This is a genomic window from Prevotella sp. oral taxon 299 str. F0039 (assembly GCF_000163055.2).
Lineage (GTDB): Bacteria > Bacteroidota > Bacteroidia > Bacteroidales > Bacteroidaceae > Prevotella.
This window is the reverse complement of the sequence record NC_022111.1, coordinates 458,947-484,905: the sequence shown is the minus strand read 5'-3', so window position 1 is coordinate 484,905 and position 25,959 is coordinate 458,947. Positions and strand designations below refer to the sequence as shown.

Annotated in this window: 21 protein-coding genes; 10 read left to right on the top strand and 11 right to left on the bottom strand. The window is 34.0% G+C overall.

Annotated elements, in window-relative coordinates; translation table 11 throughout:
• Window positions 1-39: 39 nt before the first annotated feature.
• Window positions 40-759, bottom strand: a complete 720-nt coding sequence (locus HMPREF0669_RS04940) for a tRNA1(Val) (adenine(37)-N6)-methyltransferase (protein WP_009227426.1) — start codon at window positions 757-759, stop codon at window positions 40-42.
• A 910-nt stretch (window positions 760-1,669) separates the two neighbouring features.
• Between HMPREF0669_RS04940 and lon the strand changes: the two genes are divergently transcribed.
• The 8 genes from lon to HMPREF0669_RS04905 all read left to right on the top strand — a co-directional run bounded on the left by lon (window position 1,670) and on the right by HMPREF0669_RS04905 (window position 12,892).
• Window positions 1,670-4,144 carry an endopeptidase La gene (lon, locus tag HMPREF0669_RS04935; RefSeq protein ID WP_009227425.1) on the top strand — a complete coding sequence of 825 codons (2,475 nt, stop codon included), beginning with the start codon at window positions 1,670-1,672 and terminating at the stop codon, window positions 4,142-4,144.
• Between the two features lie 15 nt (window positions 4,145-4,159).
• Window positions 4,160-5,287: a tRNA guanosine(34) transglycosylase Tgt gene (gene tgt, locus HMPREF0669_RS04930; RefSeq protein WP_009227424.1), complete on the top strand. Its 1,128-nt coding sequence runs from the start codon at window positions 4,160-4,162 to the stop codon at window positions 5,285-5,287.
• 34 nt (window positions 5,288-5,321) lie between these two features.
• The gene (locus HMPREF0669_RS04925; RefSeq protein WP_020967190.1) at window positions 5,322-6,551 is read left to right on the top strand and encodes an LptF/LptG family permease; all 1,230 of its coding nucleotides are present in this window, start codon (window positions 5,322-5,324) and stop codon (window positions 6,549-6,551) included.
• A gap of 86 nt (window positions 6,552-6,637) precedes the next feature.
• Window positions 6,638-8,029, top strand: coding sequence for a DEAD/DEAH box helicase (locus tag HMPREF0669_RS04920; protein ID WP_020967189.1), 1,392 nt, complete (start codon window positions 6,638-6,640; stop codon window positions 8,027-8,029).
• A gap of 51 nt (window positions 8,030-8,080) precedes the next feature.
• Window positions 8,081-8,596 (top strand): ferritin, encoded by a 516-nt coding sequence (locus HMPREF0669_RS04915; RefSeq protein ID WP_009227421.1) that lies wholly within the window; start codon window positions 8,081-8,083, stop codon window positions 8,594-8,596.
• Window positions 8,597-9,126: 530 nt separating this feature from the next.
• Window positions 9,127-11,370 carry a hypothetical protein gene (locus HMPREF0669_RS04910; protein WP_020967188.1) on the top strand — a complete coding sequence of 748 codons (2,244 nt, stop codon included), beginning with the start codon at window positions 9,127-9,129 and terminating at the stop codon, window positions 11,368-11,370.
• Window positions 11,371-11,384: 14 nt separating this feature from the next.
• Window positions 11,385-11,537, top strand: coding sequence for a hypothetical protein (locus HMPREF0669_RS10250; RefSeq protein ID WP_009227419.1), 153 nt, complete (start codon window positions 11,385-11,387; stop codon window positions 11,535-11,537).
• Window positions 11,538-12,352: 815 nt separating this feature from the next.
• On the top strand, window positions 12,353-12,892 hold the full coding sequence (locus tag HMPREF0669_RS04905) for a hypothetical protein (protein ID WP_009227418.1): 540 nt from the start codon (window positions 12,353-12,355) through the stop codon (window positions 12,890-12,892).
• Here the strand turns inward: HMPREF0669_RS04905 and HMPREF0669_RS04900 are convergent.
• The 8 genes from HMPREF0669_RS04900 to HMPREF0669_RS04865 form a co-directional block, all read right to left on the bottom strand.
• Window positions 12,889-14,157: a DNA cytosine methyltransferase gene (locus tag HMPREF0669_RS04900; protein ID WP_020967187.1), complete on the bottom strand. Its 1,269-nt coding sequence runs from the start codon at window positions 14,155-14,157 to the stop codon at window positions 12,889-12,891. The two genes, HMPREF0669_RS04905 and HMPREF0669_RS04900, sit on opposite strands and share 4 nt — an antisense overlap.
• Before the next feature lie 27 nt (window positions 14,158-14,184).
• Complete coding sequence (locus tag HMPREF0669_RS04895; protein WP_009227416.1) at window positions 14,185-16,176, bottom strand: fructose-bisphosphatase class III; 1,992 nt, start codon at window positions 16,174-16,176, stop codon at window positions 14,185-14,187.
• A gap of 7 nt (window positions 16,177-16,183) precedes the next feature.
• Window positions 16,184-17,017, bottom strand: a complete 834-nt coding sequence (locus HMPREF0669_RS04890; protein WP_009227415.1) for a hypothetical protein — start codon at window positions 17,015-17,017, stop codon at window positions 16,184-16,186.
• Window positions 17,014-18,192, bottom strand: a complete 1,179-nt coding sequence (locus HMPREF0669_RS04885; RefSeq protein WP_009227414.1) for a glycosyltransferase — start codon at window positions 18,190-18,192, stop codon at window positions 17,014-17,016. The genes HMPREF0669_RS04890 and HMPREF0669_RS04885 overlap by 4 nt, the downstream gene beginning before the upstream one ends.
• Before the next feature lie 45 nt (window positions 18,193-18,237).
• On the bottom strand, window positions 18,238-19,557 hold the full coding sequence (locus tag HMPREF0669_RS04880; protein WP_009227413.1) for an aspartate kinase: 1,320 nt from the start codon (window positions 19,555-19,557) through the stop codon (window positions 18,238-18,240).
• A 23-nt stretch (window positions 19,558-19,580) separates the two neighbouring features.
• Window positions 19,581-20,300 (bottom strand): cell division ATP-binding protein FtsE, encoded by a 720-nt coding sequence (locus tag HMPREF0669_RS04875; protein ID WP_009227412.1) that lies wholly within the window; start codon window positions 20,298-20,300, stop codon window positions 19,581-19,583.
• 300 nt (window positions 20,301-20,600) lie between these two features.
• Window positions 20,601-21,245 carry a DUF421 domain-containing protein gene (locus HMPREF0669_RS04870; protein WP_009227411.1) on the bottom strand — a complete coding sequence of 215 codons (645 nt, stop codon included), beginning with the start codon at window positions 21,243-21,245 and terminating at the stop codon, window positions 20,601-20,603.
• A gap of 15 nt (window positions 21,246-21,260) precedes the next feature.
• The gene (locus HMPREF0669_RS04865; protein ID WP_009227410.1) at window positions 21,261-21,902 is read right to left on the bottom strand and encodes an HAD family hydrolase; all 642 of its coding nucleotides are present in this window, start codon (window positions 21,900-21,902) and stop codon (window positions 21,261-21,263) included.
• Window positions 21,903-22,020: 118 nt separating this feature from the next.
• On the opposite strand from HMPREF0669_RS04865, the gene mltG reads away from it, so the two are divergent.
• Both mltG and HMPREF0669_RS04855 read left to right on the top strand, forming a co-directional pair.
• Window positions 22,021-23,067: an endolytic transglycosylase MltG gene (mltG, locus tag HMPREF0669_RS04860; protein ID WP_009227409.1), complete on the top strand. Its 1,047-nt coding sequence runs from the start codon at window positions 22,021-22,023 to the stop codon at window positions 23,065-23,067.
• Window positions 23,068-23,521: 454 nt separating this feature from the next.
• Window positions 23,522-24,610 carry a site-specific integrase gene (locus HMPREF0669_RS04855; protein ID WP_009227408.1) on the top strand — a complete coding sequence of 363 codons (1,089 nt, stop codon included), beginning with the start codon at window positions 23,522-23,524 and terminating at the stop codon, window positions 24,608-24,610.
• On the opposite strand, the gene HMPREF0669_RS09970 is transcribed toward HMPREF0669_RS04855, so the two are convergent.
• Together HMPREF0669_RS09970 and HMPREF0669_RS04845 are read right to left on the bottom strand one after the other, a co-directional pair.
• Window positions 24,602-24,997, bottom strand: a complete 396-nt coding sequence (locus HMPREF0669_RS09970) for a DUF6808 domain-containing protein (RefSeq protein WP_156860560.1) — start codon at window positions 24,995-24,997, stop codon at window positions 24,602-24,604. The two genes, HMPREF0669_RS04855 and HMPREF0669_RS09970, sit on opposite strands and share 9 nt — an antisense overlap.
• Window positions 24,998-25,121: 124 nt before the next feature.
• A complete protein-coding gene (locus HMPREF0669_RS04845) occupies window positions 25,122-25,958 on the bottom strand; it encodes a DNA adenine methylase (protein ID WP_009227406.1) in 837 nt (278 codons plus the stop codon).
• Between the last annotated feature and the right edge of the window lies 1 nt (window position 25,959).

The following is a 25,959-nucleotide window of genomic DNA, read 5'->3' as shown; positions in this document are numbered from 1 at the left end:
CTCAATATTTTTATTATCAGTATACAAGTCAAAAGCCTTCTACCACAAATAGAAGGCTTTTGTTATTTCATTATACCAGAAAGAAGGCTTTCCTTCGGTATCTTTCAAAACTTGTTCTTCGTGCATTTCCTCACCACAAACACCTTTTACCAAACACAACAGATGCCTTTTGGCTATTTTATTTTCTACAGTTTTAATTGCAACATGATGCATCAACGACAAACCACAAATATAGCTCTCACTTAAAAAGTCATTCAACACTCCAGTGGGAATAATGCAACTAAAAGTACCTTGTTCTCGAAGTAGAAAAGAAACCCAACGCAATAGCTCTACAAACGACAACGTATCCGTATGCCGAGCCGTCGTTCTACTATCCCCTTTACTCTTTAATGAGTTCACAAAGAAGGGAGGATTACTCACTATCGCATCAAAACTGCCTTCCAGCCCAACTTTATTTACCTTGCAATAATCTTGTAACGATGCATGAACAACAGAAATTCTATCACAAAAAACGCTCCCTTCCACATTACTAACAGCTTGCTTATAAGCCCCTTCATCAATATCCAAAGCCACAATTTGTGCTAAAGGACATCGTTGAGCCATCATCAATGCAATCAATCCGCTACCTGTTCCTATATCAAGAATACGCTCTCCGCCTTTTGCCCACGCACCAAGTAACACACCATCTGTACCCACTTTCATTGCACACCCAGATTGTTCTACCTTAAATTGCTTAAATGTAAATACACTATTTGCCATTTCTTTTCGTTTCTTTACCTATCTAAATACAGCAAGTCATACCCCACTCTATCTTTTTGTCTAACGCATTTTTCTTTTAAATATTACACTTTCTGAGTGTAAACCATAAAAGTTTTCGATATAAGAAGAACAAACACACTTCAAATCCTTAATATTTTATAAATTAAAGCAAGTATTATTTGAAATATAGGAGATATTTTAAAGGAGAGCAGGAAGATATGTAAGAATTGTATTCTACAAACAAAAAAAAGATTAAATCAAAATGTATTTTATTTCAAAGTAACATTCGAACACAAGACAAGAAATATCTTTTAAAACACTAAAAATCAACGAATTAAAGTAAAAACTTCATAATATAAAATCAAGAACTATCTTTTTTTAGTCTTACAATTATCAAGTATTCCTATAAACTCAATGCTTTTTATTCATAAAAGCAATGTAATTGCACTTTAATTGCATTGCTTTTGTTCTACAAACTCATTCAATTCAAGTAGAAAAGCAATCCTTTTTATATCAAAATTTATGCACCATTCTCCCACCCTCACCCTTATTCTAAGATTATAAAAGCATGGTTTTCTATAACAAAATACACTCACAAGTAAACAATTTAACTCAACAAACAGTACAACAATTGGCAAAAAACTCATAAAACAAGCTAGAAGTACAATCAAATTACCTAAAGTATCAAAACAAAAGATGTTAACAAAAAGTTATTTGGCTTACTTTTTGCTACTCAATATTATACTTTACACAACATAAGAAATAAATACCCAAAACGGCATTGCAAAGTAAAAATAATACCCAAAGAAGACTATTGAAACTCAAGTTTAAGAACAAGAATGAGTTTTAGTATACCTTATTATAATATATCAATTATTATTTGTACCTTTGTTGCCTAAAAACAAATGACATGGATAATAAAATAAATGGCTCAATACAAATGATTGCCGATTATGATGGCGATATTTCAACTCTATTCAATACAACCGTTGAGGGTGAAATACCCATTCTTGCAACCCGCAATCTTATGCTCTTCCCTGGTGTTTTAACACCCATTCTCATCGGAAGAAAACAAAGTTTGAGCCTCATCAATAAAATATCAAAGCAAGAAGATCAAACTTTTGCTATTTTTTGCCAAAAAGATGCTGACGTAGACTCACCAAAGAAAGAAGATCTTTTCCACTATGGTGTGTATGCGAAGCTTGTTCGTATCATTGAAATACCCAATAGTGGAAACAACGTAACCGCTGTTGTTCAAGGTCTTGGACGCTGTTCTTTAAGCGAAATAACTAAAGAAAAGCCACACATTCAAGGTTTAACTGCCAACGAACAAGAAAAGATGCCAACCAAAAGAGATAAAGAATTCTCTATGGCTATTGATGATTTACGCAAGCAAACCGCTGAATATATATTGAGAAACGAAGATATTCCAAGCGAATCTCAATTTGCCATGAATAATATTCGTAATAATATTGTTGTACTCAACTATATCTGTTCGAACTTACCTTTCAGCATTGAAGACAAATATAAATTGCTTTCAACTCCAGAAATCAAAGAAAGAACATTTATTGCGTTGCAACTTCTTGACCAAGAAATACAAAAACTAGAACTCATTCAAAGTATCCGTTCAAAAACTAGAGAAGATCTTGATGAGCAACAAAAGGAATATTTCTTACAACAACAAATAAAAAACATCAAGCGAGAGCTTAACAATGGAGAAGGAAGTCCAGAAAAATTGGATCTCCGTAAGAAAGCTCTAAAGAAAGATTGGAATGAGAATATTAGCGAAGTATTCTACAAAGAGCTCGATAAATTGGATATGTATAACCCCCAAAGTCCCGAGTATAGCATTCAACTTAACTATCTTCAACAGCTTGTTTCGCTTCCTTGGAACGAGTGTACAAAAGACGAGTTAGACCTTAAAAGAGCCCAAAAGATTCTAGACAAGGATCACTATGGTATGGAAAAGGTTAAAGAACGCATTTTAGAACACCTCGCAGTATTGAAATTAAAAGGTGATCTTAAAGCTCCAATTATATGCCTTTATGGTCCTCCAGGAGTGGGTAAGACCAGCTTAGGAAAGAGTATTGCCGAGTCGATGAAACGCAAATATATCCGAATGTCATTGGGTGGCGTTCACGATGAGTCTGAGATTAGAGGTCACAGACGTACCTATGTGGGTGCAATGCCTGGTCGAATCATCAAGAGTATACAAAAAGCTGGCTCGTCAAATCCTGTCTTTATTCTCGACGAAATAGATAAAGTGGGCACTATGAGCAATCATGGCGACCCCACATCTGCCCTTCTTGAGGTATTAGACCCTGAGCAAAACAATGCTTTTCACGATAATTTCTTAGACTTAGATTACGATCTTTCTAAGGTATTATTTATCGCAACAGCAAACGATATCAGTGCTATTCCACGACCATTGCTCGATCGTATGGAGCTAATTGAAGTGAGTGGATATATAACTGAAGAGAAATTAGAGATCGCAAAGCGTCATCTTATTCCTAAAGAGCTTGAAAACACTGGTCTAAATAATCTTTCTAAGAAGATTGCTTTCCCTAAAGCTACTCTTGAAATGATTATCGAAAAATACACAAGAGAGAGCGGTGTGCGTCAATTAGAAAAGCAAATAGGTAAGGTTATGCGCAAAGTTGCATTTAAATATGAGATCGATGGCGACTTGATTTATAACAAACTTACAACAAATAACATTGGAGAACTACTTGGAAAAGCTCCATTTAGCAGGGATATTTATCAAGGAAACCAATATGCAGGCGTTGTAACTGGCTTGGCTTGGACTAGCGTTGGTGGTGAAATTCTATTCATCGAAACATCTTTAAGCAAAGGAAAAACAGGCAAACTAACACTCACTGGTAATCTAGGTGATGTAATGAAAGAGAGTGCTGTCATTGCTCTTGAATATATTAAGGCTCATGCTGATGAGCTAAAGATAGACTATCGTATCTTTGATCAATGGAACATTCACATTCATGTGCCTGAAGGTGCAACTCCAAAAGATGGTCCTTCTGCTGGTATCACAATTGCAACAAGTATTGCTTCGGCTCTAACTCAACGCAAAGTACGCAAAAATGTGGCTATGACTGGCGAGATAACACTTCGTGGAAAAGTGCTTCCAGTAGGCGGAATCAAAGAAAAAATACTTGCTGCAAAGCGTGCAGGAATAACAGATATCCTCATTTGTCAAGACAATAAGAAAGATATTGAGGAAATTGCAGATATCTATTTACATGGAGTTACATTCCATTACGTAGACACGATACAAGATGTTTTGGCTTTCGCACTAACAAATGAAAAGGTAGATAATGCCATTTCGTTTACTTTTGAAGATTCTAAAACACAAGAAGAACAGCAAAATTAAGCAACAACAAACATAATGAAGTTCGAATTAAAAGGCTTAGATGTCAACTCAAACGCACGTGCAGGTGTTATAACTACAGACCACGGACAGATTGAGACACCTATCTTTATGCCGGTAGGAACATGCGGAAGTGTTAAAGGAGTTCATCTAAACGAACTAAAACAACAAATAAATGCGCAGATAATACTTGGAAATACTTATCATCTTTATTTGCGTCCAGGACTAGATATACTAAAAAATGCAGGTGGACTACATAAGTTCAACGGCTGGGATCGCCCTATATTAACAGATAGTGGCGGTTTCCAAGTATTCTCACTAACAGGTATTCGTAAATTAAAAGAAGAGGGATGTGAGTTCCGTTCGCATATAGATGGCTCTAAACACTTCTTTACTCCTGAGAATGTTATGGACACTCAACGAGTGATTGGTGCAGATATTATTATGGCTTTCGATGAATGTCCACCAGGAAAGAGCGACTATCAATATGCGAAGAATAGCTTAATGATGACCCAAAGATGGTTAGATCGTTGCTTAAAGCGCTTTAATGAAACAGAAGCGCTTTATGGTTATCAACAAACTCTTTTCCCTATTGTACAAGGTTGCACTTATAAAGAGTTACGAAAAGAAGCCGCTAAGTTCATAGCAGATAAGGGAGCAGATGGCAATGCCATTGGAGGTTTAGCTGTAGGAGAGCCTACCGAAGTGATGTATGAAATGATTGAGGTGGTGAATGACATTCTACCTACCTCAAAGCCACGCTACCTTATGGGCGTAGGAACACCTCAAAACATACTCGAAGGTATTGCTCGTGGAGTGGATATGTTCGATTGTGTAATGCCAACTCGTAACGGAAGAAATGCAATGTTGTTTACTTATGAGGGAACTATGAATATGAGAAACAAGAAATGGGAAAACGATTTCTCTCCTATTGACATTGATGGCTGTGAAACAGATCTTATCTATACAAAGGCATATCTGCATCACTTATATAAAGCTCAGGAGCTTTTAGCAATGCAAATAGGTAGTATTCATAACCTTGCTTTCTATCTTCGACTTGTAAAAGACGCACGTCAACACATCTTACAAGGCGACTTTGCTAGTTGGAAAGCGAGTGTTATTGAGAAACTTGGCAGACGACTTTAATGATATATTGGCGTAGATTACGAAATAATACAAAATGAATAATATCACTTCAAACATAAAAGAACGATATCAAAAGGTATTATCAACCATTAAAGAGAAGCTTTCTTTCCTTCTTCCTCTTTGGAATTTTCTGAAGAAGTATGGTGCTTTTTTAGCCTATTTCAGCCCCAAGAGATATATAAAGATACTTGATTGGTACATCATTAAGAAGTTTATTGGAACTTATATTTTCTCTATTCTTCTTATTATTTCAGTGGCTATTGTTTTCGATGTAAATGAAAATTTAGCACGATTCGCACAATATCATGCTCCATTAAAGGCTATTGTGTTTGACTATTACGCCAACTTCGTTCCCTACTTCGCCAACCTTTTTAGTCCTTTGTTTGTCTTTATTGCCGTCATTTTCTTCACGTCGAAGCTTGCAGGCAATTCAGAAATCATCTCAATACTAGCAGCAGGTGTTTCATTTAAACGTCTTATGCGCCCTTATATGATATCGTGTGCATTGATATCAATGCTCTCTTATTACCTAAGTTCAAATGTTATTCCACACGGAACCGTTATTCGTCAGAACTTTGAAGCATTATATAAAAATAAAACAAAGAACACTTCGGCAGATAATGTGTTGTTGCAAGTGGACAAAGGGGTAATTGCTTATATTCAACATTACGATAACAATAGTAAAAGAGGCTATGGTTTTTCTCTTGATAAGTTCAACAATAAAAAGCTCGTTAGCCATCTAACTGCTACTGAAATACAGTATGACACCATATCAGATACCAAATATCACTGGACAATATCTAACTGGAAGACTCGTAAACTTGAAGGATTAAAAGAGAAAATAACAACAGGTGCTCAACGAGATACTATCATTATGATGGAGCCTACCGATCTTGTTTACTCAAAAGGACAACAAGAAACCTTTACAAGTGCACAGCTTCAAGACTATATTTCAAAGCAAATAGACCGTGGAAGCAGTAATGTTGTGCAGTATCAGGTGGAATATCACAAACGAATCGCATCGTCTTTTGCATCGTTCATCCTCACAACCATTGGTTTATCGCTATCTTCGAGAAAGCGAAAAGGGGGAATGGGACTCTATATGGGTATTGGACTAGCCCTTAGTTTTGGATACATCATGCTTCAAACCGTATCTGCAACATTTGCGATCAACGCCAATACTCCTCCTATAATTGCAGCATGGATTCCCAACATTATATTTAGTTTGGTTGCATATTTCTGCTATAGAAAGGCTCCCAACTAATCAATAACAAATTAAGACACCTATTATTATATATAGACCCTCATTCTATTTCATAATAAAGGTTTAGACAATAGAAACAAAAAAGAATGTTTTTCGACGAATTAAATTTAAATGATAATATATTAGACGCACTCTATGACATGCGTTTTGATGAGTGTACACCTATTCAAGAGGCATGTATTCCTGCTATTTTGAATAAAAAAGACATCCTAGGTGTGGCTCAAACGGGAACAGGAAAGACCGCAGCTTATTTGCTTCCCGTACTATCTTTACTCGACAATGGAGGCTATCCAAAAGATAAAATCAACTGCATTATAATGTCTCCAACCCGTGAATTGGCTCAACAAATAGACCAAGCGATGCAAGGATTCAGCTATTATCTACAAGAAGTGAGTAGCGTTGCAGTGTATGGAGGTAACGATGGAAATCGCTACGACCAAGAGATTAAGTCATTAAAACTCGGGGCAGACGTTATTATTGCTACCCCAGGACGTTTCATTTCTCATTTATCTCTAGGCAACATTGATACCTCGGGAGTTTCATTCTTTATTCTTGACGAAGCCGACAGAATGCTAGATATGGGCTTTTATGACGACATTATGACCATAGCAAAGGAGCTTCCACCCCATTGTCAGAACATAATGTTCTCTGCAACCATGCCTCCTAAAATTGAAACTCTTGCACGAACAATACTCAAGAATCCTGAAACAATAAAACTAGCAGTTAGTAAACCTGCTGAAAAGATAAAGCAATCGGCTTATGTTTGCTATGAGCCTCAAAAACTAAAGATTGTTACTAGTCTGTTTAATGCTGATAACTTGCAACGTGTCATCATCTTTTCTGGAAAGAAAGATAAGGTGAAAGATATCAATAAGGCATTGCTTTCGAAGAAAATAAACAGCGGTGCTATGCACTCTGATCTATCGCAAGCAGAGCGAGATGAGGTGATGTTTAAGTTTAAAGCAGGTCAGATTGATGTATTAGTTGCAACCGACATCGTATCAAGAGGAATTGATATTGATGATATTAGAATGGTTATCAATTATGATGTTCCACACGATGTGGAAGACTATATACACCGAATTGGCAGAACTGCAAGAGCCGATAGAGATGGTAAAGCCATTACTCTTGTAAGCGATGAAGATATGTTCTATTTCCAACAAATAGAACAATTTTTAGAGAAGACTATTGACAAAACGCCTAATCCAGATAATATTGGAGAAGGGCCAGAATATAAAAAGGTTCAGAAATTTGCAAGAAAAAAGGGTGTAAAAAGCAGAAATTCGTCAGGAAAAGCATCATTCAAACAGAGACACTACAAAGAAACAAAAAATCAACAGCACGATAAGAATGCTACAAACACTCATCATTCTAAAAAGAAGAGCAACGAAAACAAGAGACCAAAAGGTTCACACAAGCCAGTAAATAGGCACAATAAGCTTACAGAAGCTAGCGAGAATACACCGAAAAAACAATAGAATAATTAAACATAATAAACATTTTAAACAACTTTAATTCACTGAAATATTATGCTAAAAAAGAACATCGAAGAAGCATTAAATGCTCAGATCAATGCAGAAATGTGGTCGGCTTATCTTTATTTATCAATGGCAGCACATTGTCATACAATTGGACAACCAGGTATGGGTAAATGGTTTGAAGTTCAATTCAAAGAAGAACAAGACCACGCAAAGATTCTTTTCAACTATGTTATCTCACGAAATGGTAAAGTATCCCTTAAGCCTATTGATTCTGTGCCTACAGAATGGAATTCTATCTTAAATATTTTCGAAAGCACATTACATCATGAACAAAAAGTAACAGAAATGATTAACAAGTTATTTGCACTTACTACACAAGAAAATGACTATGCAACTCAAAGTATGCTACAATGGTTTATAGATGAGCAAGTAGAAGAAGAAGAAAATGTTCAAACCATTATCGACAATATTAAGATGATTCATGACAATGGCTATGGCTTGTATATGATCGACAAAGAACTTGGTTCTAGAACTTATACAGAGGCTTCTCCTCTTACTAAATAAATGTAAAAGATACCTATATCAGTAAAAAAATAGTCTCACAAAACTTATCCTTTATTTTGTGAGACTATTTTTATTATGTCTTAATTCCTGTCAAAACTTCAAAGATTCAATTATTATATTAATAGACAAAGAAAAAAATGAGAGTGAAATAAATGGCCGTACGAAAAATATAAAAAACTTTTCCTTTTTATTCCTTCAATGTTTAACATTACACATTCATAAGAAAATAAATATTAATTTTTGTTTTTTCTTGAAAGCAACAAAATAATAATACATAAAAACAATTAAAAAAAATAACAATATATTCCCACATCTATTATTTATATAATATAATTTATATCTTTGTAATCAAAAGATTATATTTTATAAATACCTTTTTAGTTGCAATTTCTGAAGACATGTTATTTGTTTAGACATAAGAGAGTATGCCTAAAATAAGGATTGACATTTTATAAAAAATGCCTCTTGATTGTAAAGAAAATATCATATTTAGAATAATAAAAAATAATTAAATCATAAAAAAAATAATTATGAAGATTGTAAAACGACTAATTTTTATGTTCACTTCAGTGCTTTTGGTGGCTTGTAGTGCCGACGAAAAGCTGGTAACAAATGCGCTTGTGGAAAATGAAAAACCACAAACGATTTCTGCAGAATTAAACTTTTCTGTAATTCAGGATGAAACAACAAAAGCAAATACACGTTCTTTAAGCTTTGATGTAACAGAATCTGCAGCACCTAAATTAAATCTTGAAGGAAAAGAACGTGTTACTGTTCATTGTGTTTTTTATAATACAAAAGAAAGAACATTCTCTTCTGCACCTTTAAGTTTTAGAGTTGTAGACGGAAAAAGCCTTGTTATTGCTCAAGGACAAAAATTTAATCTTACTTTAAAGAAGGATATAAGACTAAATTATCCAAAGTATGCAGCACAACTTCCTGCAGTTGCAAATGAAGAATGGTACATGATGGGAATTATAGCTGACAATGCTACTCCAAATTCTAAATATAGAGATCAAGGACATTATAAAGATTTTAGGCTTAACGACGAAGGTTATGCTGTGCAAATAGACAAACCTTTTGCAAAAGTAACTGCTGGACAATCTGAAAAAGTAGAGCTAGATATTCCTTATGCTTTCTTGTGGAGAAAATTAAGAGCAGATAAAAATGCTGATGGAAATTACGTATTTACAGCTGAGAAACCTGCTGTACTTAAGCCAATGGGAAGTATTATCCGCCTTAATATCACCAATGCCACAAATTATAAATTAAAGTATAATGGTTTCACTTTCATTACTTCAGGTAGTACAAGTGGCTCTTTTGTTCTTGACCTTGCGCGTTATTTCGATCTTAAATATCAAGCTCCAGCTACAGTTGAAGAGGCAAAAGCTGGTGAGAAAGAATATGATAAAGCCTACAAAGAGTTAGTAAAAGCTATGTGGGTAGATAAAGAAGATAGAACAGCGAACGTTGAATTGAATTATACTAAATATAAATTTGAGAATAACGAGGATGTGCATTTAGCAAATAACCAAGCAGACCCTAGCACTTATTGGGTTTGGTTTATACCTAAAGAAGCTTTAAAGGGTAATAAACTAAAACAAGACTATCCTAACTTAGAAATACAGAAAGCACAATTCTTATTACACTCTAAGACAGATGAAGAGAATGCTCCTCAAATGGCAATGCTTCCTGTTTATGGTTCTAAAGCAAATTACGTTAATGGTCATACTTATCCTGCAAAAGGAAAAGCGCTCTATAATTGGGGACCTCTTAACTTTGTTGCACCAGCAAACTGTACTGCAACAGGTGGATTTAGTAATGACTTAGAAGAAGCAAAACAATTCTCTCCAAAAGATATGGGAACATTAGAAGTTCCTGAAGGTTATCACATTCCTACACGTATGGAATGGCAAACAATCTTTGCACGTTTTGCTGGTACGGGTTATTTAGAGAGATGGACAGCTATAACTCCTGGAGACTTTAATGGTAAAACAATGCGTTTTGCACAATATGGAAGTAATAGAGTTAGTTCTTCAAACCTTTTAAGTAAATTCTATCAACATATTGTTACAATGGCAAAATATCCTAAATTGATGGGAGAACTCAGAGACGATGCATGGTTAAATCGTTTCCGTGCAGAACCAAGAATGGGTTATTGTTGGTATAAAGATGGGGCTACTTACGGACAAAATTACACGGATAAAGCTTATGGTTCTTCTTTTAATCCTGCAGACTATCCTCAAATAACAAATGACGACCATAAAAGTGTTATCCGTATAGATTATGTTAGTATGGATGGAACACCAGATACAGATGCTCATATGCAATTAACACAACGTTATTTAGGTCCTAACTTTATCTTAACTCCTTATGATATTCAAGATGATAGATATTGGATGGAAACTGGAAGAGATGACCTAAAGCCATTAGAAGACGAGTTCCAACGTTCTTTACCTATGTATGGTTTTGCACTTAAATCATCTTATAATGAGAATGATCGTCAAGGAACAGCGCAAAACTTTGGATATGGAGCTATTTATTGGAGCAACACAGAAGCAAATACAGAGAACAAATTACCTGCAAAAAGTACAAACACACGATTGCCACTCTACTTCAATTTAGATGAATATAGTAGAACTGACAACCTTGGTGATTTATGTGAATCTCCACGTTATAAGCTTGGTCAAAATGCACACAATTCAGAATACCCTATAGTTACGAAGTATTCTGCATTTGTGAGACTATTTACAAATAAACCACAAACAAAATAATAGAACGAAAATATATGAAAAAGAAATTATATATTAAACCTACCATGAGTACCTATCAGATTTTTGATAAGATAATGCTTGGAAGTTTAAGTGCCCCTTTAGTGTTTGAGGACTTAAAAAATGAGACTGAAGACCCAGCTGAAAATAATGATGACTCTGTCTGGTAAAAAAATAATTATATAGTAATATTTATATAGTTATAATATAAAACCCTTATTTAAGCCACACCATTGTTTTTATATATGGTGTGGCTTTTCTTTTTCCTTTAGTAAATAAAGCCAAAAGATGTATAATATTATTGCTTATTTATTTGCAATATAAATTCAATAACATCAACTCTATTTTTTTATTTTATCAACATTTATTCCTTCTTTTATCTTAATAGTATATTCGATATACTCTAGTGTTCATTGTTTCTCCTAGCTAGAAGACCTACAATTAAGTCGCAAAATCAATACTATTACATGATAAAACATATACAATTATAATATAAAGTCAATGTAATTCTTTTTTATTCTTCCTACATTGTATTTTTGATCAAATAAAAAAATATAGAAACTATGATTATTATATATAGTTCCATGAACTATATATAATAATCATAAATTTTATAGTTAAACAAATATTAATTACCTTTGTTGAAAACATAAACTAATACATATAGAGCCAACTACTATTTTTTATACTTCTACTTTTATCACTTAGAATTACTTTTAAAAGAATCTCAAGATTTACAATATATAAAGTTTCAATCAGAAGAAGCAAATATAGATGAGGAAATAAAGATTTTCTTAAAAAAAATAATTACTAAAAATAATCATCTTCCGACTCAAAAATCTATAGATACCTTAGATTTATCTATAGATGGAAAGAGTCATCTATATAATATAGAAGACTTTAAGCACCTATATATCTCAGAAGTCCTTTTACCTAACGAACTTTCTGAGGAACAAAAAAGGAATATTTCGAATATTAAAAAAGAATGTATGTTAATCCAGATCTATATATAAAAATATCAGGATCAAAAGAAGATAGATTCCACTCAATTGAGATAAAATCAACAAAACAAGATACGATACCTGGCTCAAGTGTTCAACAGGTTGTTAGTGATGAATGGACCATTTTCATTAAACATAATTCTTCTCAAATTGATGTTGCTTGTAGTCTCTATAGAAATTGTATCACTGATAAACTCCCTTTTCCCGATAGAAGCCCGAGACCTCAAGTTGGTTTTAATACAATGAAAAAGTGGAATGTATTACACCGAAAAGTGAATAGAGGAATGTTGCAATATAAAATTGATACAGAGGAAAATCTTCGGAAAGATAAAATATTATTAGATTGGCAACACACATTATGTGAAGAATGGTTTGATATCATCTCTAGAGAAAAGAAAACCAAAGAGAAATGGTTTAATAATGTGATCAGGAAATATTCTCTTTTACTTTTAGAGAAAATAGAGACTAGCCCAGAATCTATAAAAGATTATATTTCAATATTAAGAAAGAACATTATTGATTAATCTTCTCCAAAATAAAAACTCCAATTCTTTCTAATCTTACTAGCTATATGATAAGCTAGTAAGGGAGGAACAGCATTCCCTACAATCTTATATCCCGCAGACGGACTAACTTTTAATTTATTATTTTCTTTTAAAACAAAACTATAATCATCTGGAAAAGTTTGTATTCTTGCACATTCTCTTAAAGTTAATCTTCTTTCTGGAAGCATAAATTCATTATTAGTAGAACCATGGTCTTTTGATAACCTCCTAAATTCAATATTACCATGATGTTCAGATCTAATAGTTGGTGCCAATCTATGCAACTTAACTTCTGTATTTCCCTGTAACTTTTCTAGATATTTAGCCTTAGAGAAACTCATTTGAGATAAATCTGTAGAATTATCTGGTTCTACTAAATCACAAAGAACTTTACCACACGGAACATAAGGCTTCAATAAAGAAGAAGTCTCGTAATAAAGATCAACTATATCACTCTCAATATAATGAGTGGGAGCTGGATAAGGAGAAACCTCATCAAAAGGCACACTTTCCTTTAACATTTCTAAAGCCTCTTCAGTAAGCGCATCTTTTCTAAAACCTATAAAAATAATTCTTTCTCTATTCTGTGGAACTCCATACCTACCAGCGTGCAAGATTTGTGGTGTTAATACAATATATTCCTTTTTTGAAGAACCAGAGAAATCTTTTTGTATTATATCTTTTACTTCTCCTAAATTTGAAAGCCCTTTTACATTTTCAGCAATAAATACTTTTGGCTGAGTGATTTCAATTATTTCTTTCATCCAAATGTAAAGTTTTCCTCGATTTTCATCTGTTGGAATATTATCATCAACTTTCTCTCCATTATGTGAAACAGAAGACATGAATCCCTTTCGCTTTCCTGCAACACTAAAATCTTGACAAGGAAAACCACCTGTAACAATATCCACATTAATAGGTAATATAGAAATTTCTCCGTTTCTATATTTCTTCACAATATCAACAATACTATCTAAGATATAAATCTCAGAAATATCTTGCTTTCGTTTTCTATTAAAATAATCTACCCAAGTTCTTTTGGCATATGGGTTTATATCATTAGCGAATATCGTTTCAAAATCAGTTTCCTTTAAATAATAATATTTTTCATCTTCTTTTGAAATCCAATCAGGATGAATATCGGTATTAAGACAACACTTCGGTATAGTAAATCCTCCTTCAAAACCAATATCCATCCCACCTCCACATGAGAATAAAGATAAAACTTTCTTTTTATTACTCATAGCATTTACAAATAAATGGAACTTTACTTATATCTTATTGCTGTCTTTCTCTTTCAATAATCCATGGCTATATGCATAGAGAAGTTCTTTTAAGTCAGCAATTTGCTTATTCAACTCTTTACCTTTATCTGTGTCTGCCACTAATATTCGATTCGAAATAGTTTCTACAATCTGTGTAGTACTCTTAATATCTAATCCTCTTTCAATCGCATCTTGCGCACTAGAGAATGGCTCGTGTTGAACAAGAGCAAAGCTTCTACTATGATAAACCAAGGTATAACCAGCGATACCTGTTTCTTTATGATATGCTTGTGAGAAGCCTCCATCTATCACCATCAACTTACCATTTGCCTTAATAGGGTTCTCTCCATTGGCAACATGAACAGGAACATGACCATTTATGATGTGAGCGTTCTCTCCTTCTACGTCAAACTCTCTCAATATTTGGTCGATAATCTCTTCCGATTCACGCAACTTGAAATAGTTTCCTTTCTCTTCTTTATGCGTTTTTTTATCTTCAATAAAATATCTTTCGAATGTTGCCATCTTAGATTTATCAAATAAAGGACTATTAGGTCCACACCATAAATATAAGAAATAATCTATTGCATTGGTCTTTTCTTCTGTATCTGCATCTGCTTGGAAAGCTGTACGAACAAGCATTTCGATTGTTTCCATCAGCTCTTTTCCTTTATAATATTGACCAGGAAGCACCTCAACCTCTTTTAAAGAGCCATCATCATTCAAAGGGAGTGATGCATGGAACAATAAATTGTTGTTATAAACGGCATACATACTACCATGTTGAAGCAACAAACGAATGTGCTTTTGTAGTTTTTCACTGATGAGAAAAGAGTGCACCAACTTACTCATTAATAGCTCTTCTTCCTCTGTCAGCTTGTTAGGATGCTTGGTATCTATTGTTGGAAACATATTGCTCTTCAATGGATAAGCCACTCCATCAATAGTAATCTCACCTTTCTTATAGTCAATATTATTAAATAATGCCCTATCATTCATATTCCATTCTGGATGTCTTTCTATGATAGAAGCCTCTTCTTTAAACTGAATAATTGCAATTGCTTTGTGCATCATTGCTGCTAAACGATGAGTTTTCTCATCAATATCTTTCGCTCCACCTGATAATTTTGGAATAAACTCAAGACAAGGATCGTCACCATAAGTTTCCATTGCAAAGGTTGCTAGGGGAACTAAATTGATTCCGTATCCCTCTTCCAAAGTAATTAAGTTGGCATAGCGCAACGATAAACGAATAACATTACAGATACACGCTTTATTTCCTGCACAAGCACCCATCCATAACATATCATGATTTCCCCATTGAATATCCCATCGATGATAATTTACAAGGGTGTCCATGATGATATGCGCTCCAGGTCCTCTATCATAAATATCGCCTAACAAGTGTAATTGATCAATAATTAGTCGCTGAATAACATTAGCCAAAGCAACAATGAAATCATCTGCTCTGCCAGTTGTAATAATTGTATCAATAATTACATTGATATAAGCAGTTTTATCTGCATCTTCTGTGCGTTCATGCAATAATTCTTGAATAATATAACTAAAGTCTTTGGGTAATGATTTGCGCACTTTAGAACGTGTATATTTGCTCGAAACCTCTTTACACACAGCAACTAGACGGTGAAGAGTGATATGATACCAATCTTTAAGGTCTTTTTCTTCAAGCTTTACTAGCTCTAATTTCTCTCCAGGATAATAAATAAGCGTACAAAGATCTTTCTTTTCGCTTTCTCTAAGAGTATTTCCAAAAAGCTCATTCACCTTTCTTTTAATATTTCCAGAGGCATTCTTCAGTATATGTTGAAATGCTTCATGCTCTCCGTGAATGTCTGCAAGGAAGTGTTCTGTACCTTTGGGAAGGTTTAAGATTGCTTGCAAATTAATGATCTCGGTACTTGCTTCGGCTATTGTGGGGAAAGAATGAGATAAAAGTTCTAAATATCTCAAGTTCTTTACTATATTCTTATATTTCATAACATTTCTATTTACTGTAGTTTGTTATTAAATTTTCTATTTTATCTGCTAACTTTCCTTCCTTAAAAGCTATGGGCATAAAACCTTCGGTCAATAAAGAACGTGAAAAAAGAACAGACTCTAACGCTTCAACAAAGTTCGTTATTTTTAGAGTTTCTAAATATTCGGCAAACTTATCTTCATTATATTCAGCCTCAAACATTGCAGTAGAAAGTTCTTGAAGGATATTAAAAGGAATATTGTGTCGGTGATAAAGATATTCTATATACAAAAACATAGAACATAAGTTCTTCATATTTCCATTTACATCTACATCAGATGCTATAAATTTACTTACCTTTTGGTTGATTTTTTCTTTTACAATTTTGTCGTGAAGAAGTAATATCTCTTTATAATAGTCTACAAATTGATGAGCCATAAGCTCATCTGTGATACTATTTGTAATAACAGAATTTTCAATCAATCGAATATTCTTGTTAGTTTTAAGAGTTTTTAATTGATTGTATTCTAATTGTCCTGAGGCATGAAAAGCAGTAACAAAGTTTACAATAGGATACTTTTTAGGCTTCAATGTCTCTTCCTTTGCTCTTTGATGATGGCTATTCCATGAAAAAAAAGAATTTAAGGGAGACACTAATATGGGTATTTCCATATTATAAAGCTTAGTGGCATAAGCTATATTATGCTTATCTTTAGCATCAAAAAAATGTACAATATCAGGATTCTCTGCTGTTAAAACAACATCAGGAGATAAAGAAAGATAGTGCTGAAGAATCTTTATAAGTTTACTTTTATAATCATCTTTCTCTAAAAGTGCAGATGTATAAAGATGAATTCTCATATCTTATGACTCGTAAATTCGGTCTTATCTGAACGTTTATACTTGATTGTATACCACAATTTGTGATATTGATTGCGCAATTCTAACCAACTTAACAGCATAAAAGGAATATCCACTCTAAAGAAATTCATTGCTCGCTTTGCAATAATTCCTCTCACGATAAAGGTCAAAAAATAACAGAATGCAACGCAAATGAGTAAGAACCAATCTTGAGTATAAATACTCCAAACACCTAACAAAAGCTGAAGAACATAGTTTAGATGGTAAAAGAAGGTGTCTAAGAAGTAAATAAATTTATACTTACGAGATTGCTTTAAGTACCTTTTTGTATGCATATAAGTCAGCTCTTTATCCTTCCATTCAGCCTCAGAAGGTGCTTTCTCACAAGTCCACTCATTGCAATTAAGCTGAAAAATACAATTGCCTTGCTGGCTATACTTATTCACTATAAACTCATATTCACCTCTTGCATGCTCCAATCCTCCTCTAAAACCATCTTGTTCGATAAACTCATCTTTCTTAAATCCAACAATATTGCTATTGATTCTATCGAAACGCCCCTTTAAATAACCATTCAACAGATAAGTAAGAGTATGAAGATGGGTAAATTGATAGAATGATTTTGTAGAGTCTTCGTAGGTTCCTGGTACTACAAAAAGATTGCTTTCTTTCTTAAAACTATGTCCTATTGCTTGAAGCCAACTATTCTTTTCGATTATAGTATTGGCACCAATAAGCAAAATGTGCTGATATTTTGCAGCCTTAACCCCAAGCGTTATAGACATCTTTTGTCTACTCATATAACGTGATGTTGTAGGAACAAAAGTGACATAAAGACGCTTATCTTTTTCATATTGTTCAAGAATATCCTTTGTTTCATGATCACCTTTATTAATTACGATAATCAATTGAAATTCTGAAGTATATTCTTGCGATAGTATTACAGGAATTAGAACTCTCAACTCTTCATTATTCTCATTAATAGGCAATACAATAGAAATAGGATTGTCTATCTCTTCACTCTCTGATTCTTGTGTTTCTTCAGAGGAGAAAGCTTTTGTTCTAAACCTAAATAGAGGATTAAGAAAAATCGACATCAACGTTATTACTAAAACAACGCCACACAAAATGAGTGTAAAAATATCGATATCTACTAACTGTGTTACATCCATCATCTAATATCAATAAAGAGAAGACGAAACTAATTATACATTTTTATATTATGAATAAAATAGAGCTGTACTCAAACTTTGCAATGCTTCTTTCTTATCACTTTGCTTAATGAGGAACGAAACGTTATAGTTTGAACCTCCATAAGATATCATTCTCACAGGAATATCTTTCAAAGCTTCAGTCACCTTTGCAACAAATCCTGTGTTATTCCAATCTAAGTCGCCAACAACACAAACAATACTCATCTCGCTTTCGGTAGTAACTGTACCATATTTCTTTAGCTCTGATAATATATCTGCTAAATGAGATTTATCTTCGATGCTCATAGATACGCTCACTTCGCTTGTTGCAATCATGTCAACTGGAGTGTGATAGCTTTCAAATATCTCAAATACTTTACGCAAAAAGCCTGCTGCAAAAAGCATTCTACTCGACTTAATCTTAATTGCTGTAATGTTATCTTTGGCTGCAATTGCCTTTATTTTACCCTGCGTCTTTATGCCGTTGATAATTGTTCCTTCTGCATCTGGGTCCATGGTATATTTCAAACGAACTGGAATATTGGCATATTTAGCAGGCTGAATGCATGTTGGATGCAATATTTTCGCACCAAAGTAAGCTAATTCTGCAGCTTCTTCAAAATGTAACTGACGAACAGCTTCGGTCTTTTCAACCACTCTTGGATCATTATTATGCAAGCCATCAATATCCGTCCATATTTGTACTTCCTCAGAATTTATAGCCGCTCCAATTAAAGATGCAGTATAATCAGAGCCTCCACGCTGAAGATTATCAATCTCTCCATAAGCATTTCTACAAATGAATCCTTGCGTTAGGTATATTTGATAACCTGTTTTTTCTTTCGTAATATTAGACAATAAAAGGGTAATATCATGCAGATTAGGTTCTGAGTTTTTATCAGTTCTCATAAAGTCCAAAGCAGATAACAATACAGACTTAATGCCTTGCTCTTGCAAATAGGCTTCAACCATTGTTGTACTCATAATTTCTCCTTGCGCAACAATGGTCTTTTCTTCAAAACTTGTAAATAATTCTTTCGTAAAAGAACGCAAAAAAACAAACTCTTTACTTAAGAATTCTTTTATATCTTTCTTGGTTTTATCCGTAGAGTATAATTCATCTACAACCTTATCATATTTTTTTTCAAGATGATTAATCACCTCATTTGCCCCTTCTGGGTTCTTTTTATAAAGATAATCGGCAATCTCAACCAACGAATTAGTTGTGCCCGACATTGCAGAAAGCACAACAAATGTGGGCTCGCCACTTGCTGTTATTATACCACAAACTTCTTTTATACGTTCTGGCGAACCAACAGAGGTACCACCAAACTTCATTACCTTCATTCTAAATACGTTTTAATATCTACCTATAAATCGAATTTTTCTTCCTTAGTTCCTTCTTTTGTGTATTCTGAAGTCACATCTGCTAGTAGTCCGTCTTCGCATTTATACACTATTCCTGGATATTTTTGAAGAATCAACATATTATGTGTTGACATGATAACTGCAGTTCCTTTCTTAGTAATCTCTTTCAAAAGAGCAACAATATCCAAAGCTGTTTCTGTGTCAAGATTACCTGTTGGCTCATCTGCAATAATCACTTTGGGTTTATTAAGCAATGCTCTAGCTATTGCAATACGCTGCTGTTCACCTCCAGAAAGTTCATGAGGCATCTTGTTTTTCTTATCCAACAATCCCACATCAGTCAACACTTCATCAATACGTTCGTCTATTTCTTTATTATCTTTCCAGCCCGTTGCTTTTAGGACAAAGTGCAAATTACGATAAACTGTCAAGTCGTGTAGCAATTGAAAGTCTTGAAAAATAATACCAAAATCTCTTCTTAAACCTGCTATTTCTTTTCTTTTTATCTTCTTTAAGTCACGTCCTAAAACATCAGCAACTCCATCTTCGTTATCAGAATCAAGATCTAGCTCACAATAAATCGTTTTTAATAATGAGCTTTTTCCAGAGCCTACCTTACCCACTAAATACACAAATTCGCTTTGATCAATATGAAAATCGACATTACCAAGAACCAATTTGTCGTCTTGATATATATTTATTCCTTTATAATTTATAAGCATATTTTATTTTAATAGCGTTTAATTTTTGAGATATTCTATTTCTTTTATTCTTTTTCTAGACTTCTATAATAAGTCATTACTAGCATTTCTCTTGCGTATTTGCAACTTCTTTTAAAAGATTCTACGAGATATGCAAAGATAATAAAAACCTTTTACTATATCGAACAAATAACAAACTCATTATATATAATATTACATTTTAGTTGAGATAAAACAAAAAATAGAATGGTTTTTTATTTAAACCACTCTATTCCCTTTATCTACAAGACAATGTTTGCTATCACGATTTATCAAAGAAGCTTATCCTTTCTCTACTGAACGATAAGGAGTTATCACGACATTTCCACTTAAGTAATCTGCGAGAAATATCTCCGAAGAACTTGAATAACCTTGCTCTGCCATTCTTTCTATTAACCATTCTTCATCTTTATCAATCGCTGCGAGAATATTTTTCTGAATAGTTCCATCGGTAATCAGTGGAAATCGTGGATTCTCTTCACCTGAGAGCACCACTAACAACTGACCATTTTGCTCTAAAACGGCTCGCTTTACATGTGTAATATTAAAAACATTCTGCATTCTTAACTTAAAAGTTAGCTCTTGAGCAGTTATCTTTGCGGCATTACATGCAGCAACATCCACATTTCCATTCACAATTAATACTCGTGGAGTTCCATCTAATATGCGTTGTAGAAAATGGTTTTTCGATTTTAAACGCTTTAATCCAAACACCAATAAGAACCATATTGTTAATACAATTCCAAACTGATAAACATGCAAATCCTTACTATATATGACACCACCGATAATTCCACCTAGTACATAATTCTGTATTTGTTCCATCGCTGTGGTTGGAGCTAGATTACCTTTTCCTGTTAAGTTGATAACTGTTATTAGCGCAAGTAAGCCTAAAACCAACTTAAATGTAATGTCTAAATAATTCATATCATTGACAATTTATCAAATAGCAAGAATTTGAGATGGTTCTGTTACGAATGTATCTCCCCCATGTTCAATCAAGAAATCTTTATCTCTAAATCCCCATAGAACCGAAATACATGGTAAATTAGAATTTCTTGCTGTTTCTAAATCTACATCGCTATCACCTATATACACTGCATTCTCTCGTGAAACACCAAGCAACTTAAATGCTTCATCAACTGTATCAGGAGCAGGTTTCTTTCTTATATCGGCACGTTCACCTATTGCAACCCTCACTCTAGCACCAAAGAAATGACGACAAAGCTCAACTGTTGCTTCGTAAAATTTATTACTTACCACCGCAATATTCTTGCCTGCACGATTTAATTCATCAAGCATTTCAAGTACACCATCATAAGGTCTTGTCGTATCTAAATTGTGAATAAGATAGTGTTCCTTAAAAGTTTCAAACACCTTTGTAAACAATTCATTATCAGTATTATTAGGAACTGCACGTTTCATCAACAATTCAATACCATTTCCAACGAATTGTCGCACTTCTTCTAGTGTTCTTTCAGGAAGTCCAAACGATACCAAAGCAAAGTTACAACTATTCTTTAAATCCTCTAATGTACTTAAAAGTGTGCCATCAAGATCAAAAATATAAGTATTGTATTTCATATATTCATTATTAAATTGTATTCTTCTGAAAACAATGCAAAGGTAGTAAAAAACATAAAATCAAACCTTTATTTCTAATCTTTTTGTTATCTTTGCCGCAATTTATTTCACACAAAAAATGGAAAACAAAAAGAGTAAAAAATTTAGATGGGCTGCTATTGTATGCGCATTAGTTCTTATTGGACTTACATATTATTACTTTTTCTCTGCTTTTAGTGCAAAAGATGAAGTAGAATATGTGTATATTGACAAAGATGATAATATTGACTCTGTTTATCAAAAGCTTAAGCCAATAGCTACAGAACATGGTATGGCTGGTCTTAAAACCCTTATCAGACACTCATCGTACGATAAGAATATTCGAACAGGACGCTACCAAATCAAACCCAGTGGCATGATTTTTAAGGTCTTTAGAGACATCAAAAATGGTCAACAAACACCTATTTCTCTAGTTATTCCATCTGTTAGAACAGTAGAAAAGCTTTCTGCTGAACTCTCTAAACATTTAATGCTAGATAGTACAGAGATTCTCAATGCACTAAAGAATGAATCATTATGCCGCAAATTTGGATACGACACAACAACCATCGCTTGTATTTTTATCCCTAATACATACGATGTTTACTGGAATATTTCGGCTGAAAAGTTCTTAGAAAGAATGGACTCTGAAAGTAAAACTTTCTGGAATGAAAGCAGAAAACAGAAGGCTAAGAAACTAAACCTTACGCCTAATGAAGTGATAATTCTTGCAAGTATTGTTGAAGAAGAAACCGCAAACACAAAAGAAAAGCCTATGGTTGCAGGTATGTACTATAAGCGTTTAACTATGCGTACTGCTCAATACCCTAACGGAATGCCCCTACAAGCCGATCCAACCATTAAGTTTGCATGGAAAAAATTCGATCTAAAACGAATTTATAACAATCTTCTAACCATCAATAGTTCTTATAATACCTATAAAAATACAGGACTTCCGCCAGGTCCAATACGCATACCTTCAATTGAAGGTATCGACGCTGTACTTAATCTTGTGCATCATAACTTTATTTATATGTGCGCTAAAGAAGACTTTAGTGGTACCCATAACTTTGCAGAAACATATGAAGAGCATCTTCAAAATGCTGCAAAATATACCAATGCACTTAATAAAAGAGGTATAAAATAACGAGAATTACAAAGAAATCATCATTTAACCCACAAATAACACCTCATCATTATGGTGTATATGATTTGAAGTAATTTTCAAAATCTGTGAATGTGTAAGTTCCATTTCTCCTATTTATTTTCTAACGTTATACAAAATAAAAGGAAATATGGACTTACACTTTTTTTTTTAATATTGATTTGTATTTTATATCTAATTCAGTTTTATGCGTATTCAAATTACCTAAAAACAAGAATACAAAAAACAAACGACATTTCTAAAACATTAAAAGATGAGCATTCATACTCGTTATAAAGCGAAAGAAGCTTAGAGATTGATGTGTAAAACATAAGTTTTTACTTCCTAAAAGCTTTACCTTTGTAAAACATATAAGTCAAATCCCCTTAAAGCCTTTATTTAACAGGACTTCAGAAGAAACAACAAAAATACAAAGTAACACACGAGTAACAAAAATATGAAAATAAAAGAAATAGTAAGACTTAGAGAAAAGCCCTTAAAAGACGGGCAAAAGAGCCTATATCTCGACATTTATGTAAATGGTACGAGGAGCTATGAGTTTCTAAAACTTTATTTACAGCCTGAAACAAGTAAAATAGCAAAAGAAAAAAACAAGCAAACGCTTTTACTAGCGGACGCAATTAAAGCAAAACGAATAGTCGAGATTCAAACGGGAGAATTTAGAGCCCTAAAAAATAATAAGGTAACGTTAATGTCCTTAATCGAATCGAGACTCGCAAGGAAAGATTCGGTAATAGATAAATATCTAAGTAAAATTTTGCGCGTTTACCTAAAAGATAAAGACATAGAGCTTTCCAAAATAACGCCTAAATGGGTAGAGCGGTTCTTTGATTTCTTAGAGCATGAATTCAAATCTTTTATAAAAAAGACACCCTTAAAGGCAAGCTCCGCAAGACTTTTAGGGAATAGACTATCGGGGGCACTAGCTGAGGCGGTGAAGATGGATATCATAAAGGACAACCCTTGCCAAAAGGTAAGAGCAATAAAAGCCCAAGAATCACAAAGGACGTACCTAACACAAGAAGAATTAAAACGGCTTGCCTCAACTCCCTACGAAAGGGGCGAACGTGTGACAAAAGCTTTCCTTTTTAGTTGTCTTACGGGGTTACGATTTAGCGACGTTTCAAAGCTTCGATGGGCAGAAGTTTCTGAAGACTTTAAGCGCATCACATTTGTGCAAAAAAAAACCTCGGGGCTTGAGTATCTCGACCTATCCGAAGGGGCTACAAAGATACTAAAAGAGCGCAAAAACAACGGGGGATTGGTATTTTATGACCTTCCGAGGGAATCAGGGAACGCTGGCAAGTTGTTAAATAGTTGGCGTGTGAGGGCTGGAATAAATAAAAAAATATCATTCCACACCGCTCGCCACACCTTCGCCACTATGCTCTTAACGCTCGATGTTGATTTGTATACCGTTTCAAAGCTATTAGGGCATAAGGATATAAAGACCACGCAAATATACGCAAAAATCATTGATAAGAAGAAACAGGACGCAGTAAATAAAATACCGCAACTATTTTAAGGTATAGATAATACCTACCCCGACGAATGGTTCTACACTTTTCGACATAAAGCCATACCCCACACCACCGACAAACCCCATATTAAATCGTTTTAATCGTGTTTGTGTTATCGTCCTTTCGATTTCTCGGTTTATAATTGTAGTTGGTGAGCGAATGTGAATGCTATCTAATTGGGCGTTGTAGCCACTGACAAACGCTGTATAACTGCTATCGTTATATATCTTTTGCTCTATTGGAATAACAACTTTAGAGCTGTCTATATATACATCTTTAGATAGATAGATAGTATCTTTTCTTAAGGCTATAGACTTCACAAGTATAGGCTTGCTAATTCTTATAGTGTCTTTTATCCTTATGGTATCGGTGCGCACTTTTACCCTTACCATAGTTTTTAACGTTTCATCGGTTTTTGGTTTTAACTTTATAGTTGAAATAAAAAAACCGACAAGCAGAGAAAAAACGAAAGCCGTAAAGTATTTTATATATCTATCCATTTCGTTGCGTTATATATTAAACGTTATACATCATTATGTCTTCGTACTCTCTAGATTCGTGGAAATAACCCACGTTATTAGAAATTATTTTATATGGCTTCTTTATTGCTTGGGGCATATTCTTCTCCCACCAGTGGTAGAAGTCAAGCAGTCCACTCTTTGAGCTAGTGAAGTAGATAGAGTTTAAGCCCGTCATATCTTTTAGGAGATTCAAGTACTTACCAAGCCCCCAGTAAGTCTTTTTATAGTGCGCTTTTTCTGTGAGCATATAGGGCGGATCGCAAATAAACAAAACATTAGGGACATTCTTAAACTCGTCTATCAACTTTTGGAAGTCTTTACAAACTCGTTCCGCCCCCTCAAGATATCCATCGGCTTTAAGTGGTGCTTTTATCACACTATTATAAAAGGTATTCCGTTTCGCTCTGATATCGTCTATATCCCCCGCGGTCCTATTCGAGAATAAAAGCCACGAGGCAACCGTAACAATATCGACAAAGCCTTTCTTTGCCTTAAAGTCTTCTATTAGGTCGCAAATCTCCGCTTTTAACTCTTCGCTGACTTTCGAACACTTAGGCACGTCCTTTAACTTTTCCCCTATCATATGGCGGAGTTCCTCGGTTTCTTTTATGTGGGCTAACCGCTCTGAATAATTATCGAAATCGTTATATATTACTCTAGCGTTGGGCTTTAGTTCTTTTACTAAATTAGAGAGCAAACCACTACCTCCGAATAGGTCTACAAAAATAGTATTGTCGGGTTGTCTTTCTATAATAGGGGTTAGGGCTTTTATAAAGTTTCTTTTTTGACCCACGAAAGGTAGTGGGGCTTTCATGTGTTTTATTTTAGGCATA

Coding starts and splice junctions, on each gene's coding strand:
- HMPREF0669_RS04895 (WP_009227416.1), bottom strand. CDS start 16,176: ATGAAATATAAGAATATAGTAAAGAACTTGAGATATTTAGAACTTTTA.
- HMPREF0669_RS04870 (WP_009227411.1), bottom strand. CDS start 21,245: ATGAATTATTTAGACATTACATTTAAGTTGGTTTTAGGCTTACTTGCG.
- HMPREF0669_RS04925 (WP_020967190.1), top strand. CDS start 5,322: ATGAATAATATCACTTCAAACATAAAAGAACGATATCAAAAGGTATTA.
- HMPREF0669_RS04905 (WP_009227418.1), top strand. CDS start 12,353: ATGTATGTTAATCCAGATCTATATATAAAAATATCAGGATCAAAAGAA.
- HMPREF0669_RS04885 (WP_009227414.1), bottom strand. CDS start 18,192: ATGATGGATGTAACACAGTTAGTAGATATCGATATTTTTACACTCATT.
- HMPREF0669_RS04875 (WP_009227412.1), bottom strand. CDS start 20,300: ATGCTTATAAATTATAAAGGAATAAATATATATCAAGACGACAAATTG.
- HMPREF0669_RS04865 (WP_009227410.1), bottom strand. CDS start 21,902: ATGAAATACAATACTTATATTTTTGATCTTGATGGCACACTTTTAAGT.
- tgt (WP_009227424.1), top strand. CDS start 4,160: ATGAAGTTCGAATTAAAAGGCTTAGATGTCAACTCAAACGCACGTGCA.
- HMPREF0669_RS04920 (WP_020967189.1), top strand. CDS start 6,638: ATGTTTTTCGACGAATTAAATTTAAATGATAATATATTAGACGCACTC.
- HMPREF0669_RS04890 (WP_009227415.1), bottom strand. CDS start 17,017: ATGAGAATTCATCTTTATACATCTGCACTTTTAGAGAAAGATGATTAT.
- HMPREF0669_RS09970 (WP_156860560.1), bottom strand. CDS start 24,997: ATGGTAAGGGTAAAAGTGCGCACCGATACCATAAGGATAAAAGACACT.
- HMPREF0669_RS04910 (WP_020967188.1), top strand. CDS start 9,127: ATGAAGATTGTAAAACGACTAATTTTTATGTTCACTTCAGTGCTTTTG.
- HMPREF0669_RS04915 (WP_009227421.1), top strand. CDS start 8,081: ATGCTAAAAAAGAACATCGAAGAAGCATTAAATGCTCAGATCAATGCA.
- lon (WP_009227425.1), top strand. CDS start 1,670: ATGGATAATAAAATAAATGGCTCAATACAAATGATTGCCGATTATGAT.
- mltG (WP_009227409.1), top strand. CDS start 22,021: ATGGAAAACAAAAAGAGTAAAAAATTTAGATGGGCTGCTATTGTATGC.
- HMPREF0669_RS04855 (WP_009227408.1), top strand. CDS start 23,522: ATGAAAATAAAAGAAATAGTAAGACTTAGAGAAAAGCCCTTAAAAGAC.
- HMPREF0669_RS10250 (WP_009227419.1), top strand. CDS start 11,385: ATGAAAAAGAAATTATATATTAAACCTACCATGAGTACCTATCAGATT.
- HMPREF0669_RS04880 (WP_009227413.1), bottom strand. CDS start 19,557: ATGAAGGTAATGAAGTTTGGTGGTACCTCTGTTGGTTCGCCAGAACGT.
- HMPREF0669_RS04845 (WP_009227406.1), bottom strand. CDS start 25,958: ATGCCTAAAATAAAACACATGAAAGCCCCACTACCTTTCGTGGGTCAA.
- HMPREF0669_RS04900 (WP_020967187.1), bottom strand. CDS start 14,157: ATGAGTAATAAAAAGAAAGTTTTATCTTTATTCTCATGTGGAGGTGGG.
- HMPREF0669_RS04940 (WP_009227426.1), bottom strand. CDS start 759: ATGGCAAATAGTGTATTTACATTTAAGCAATTTAAGGTAGAACAATCT.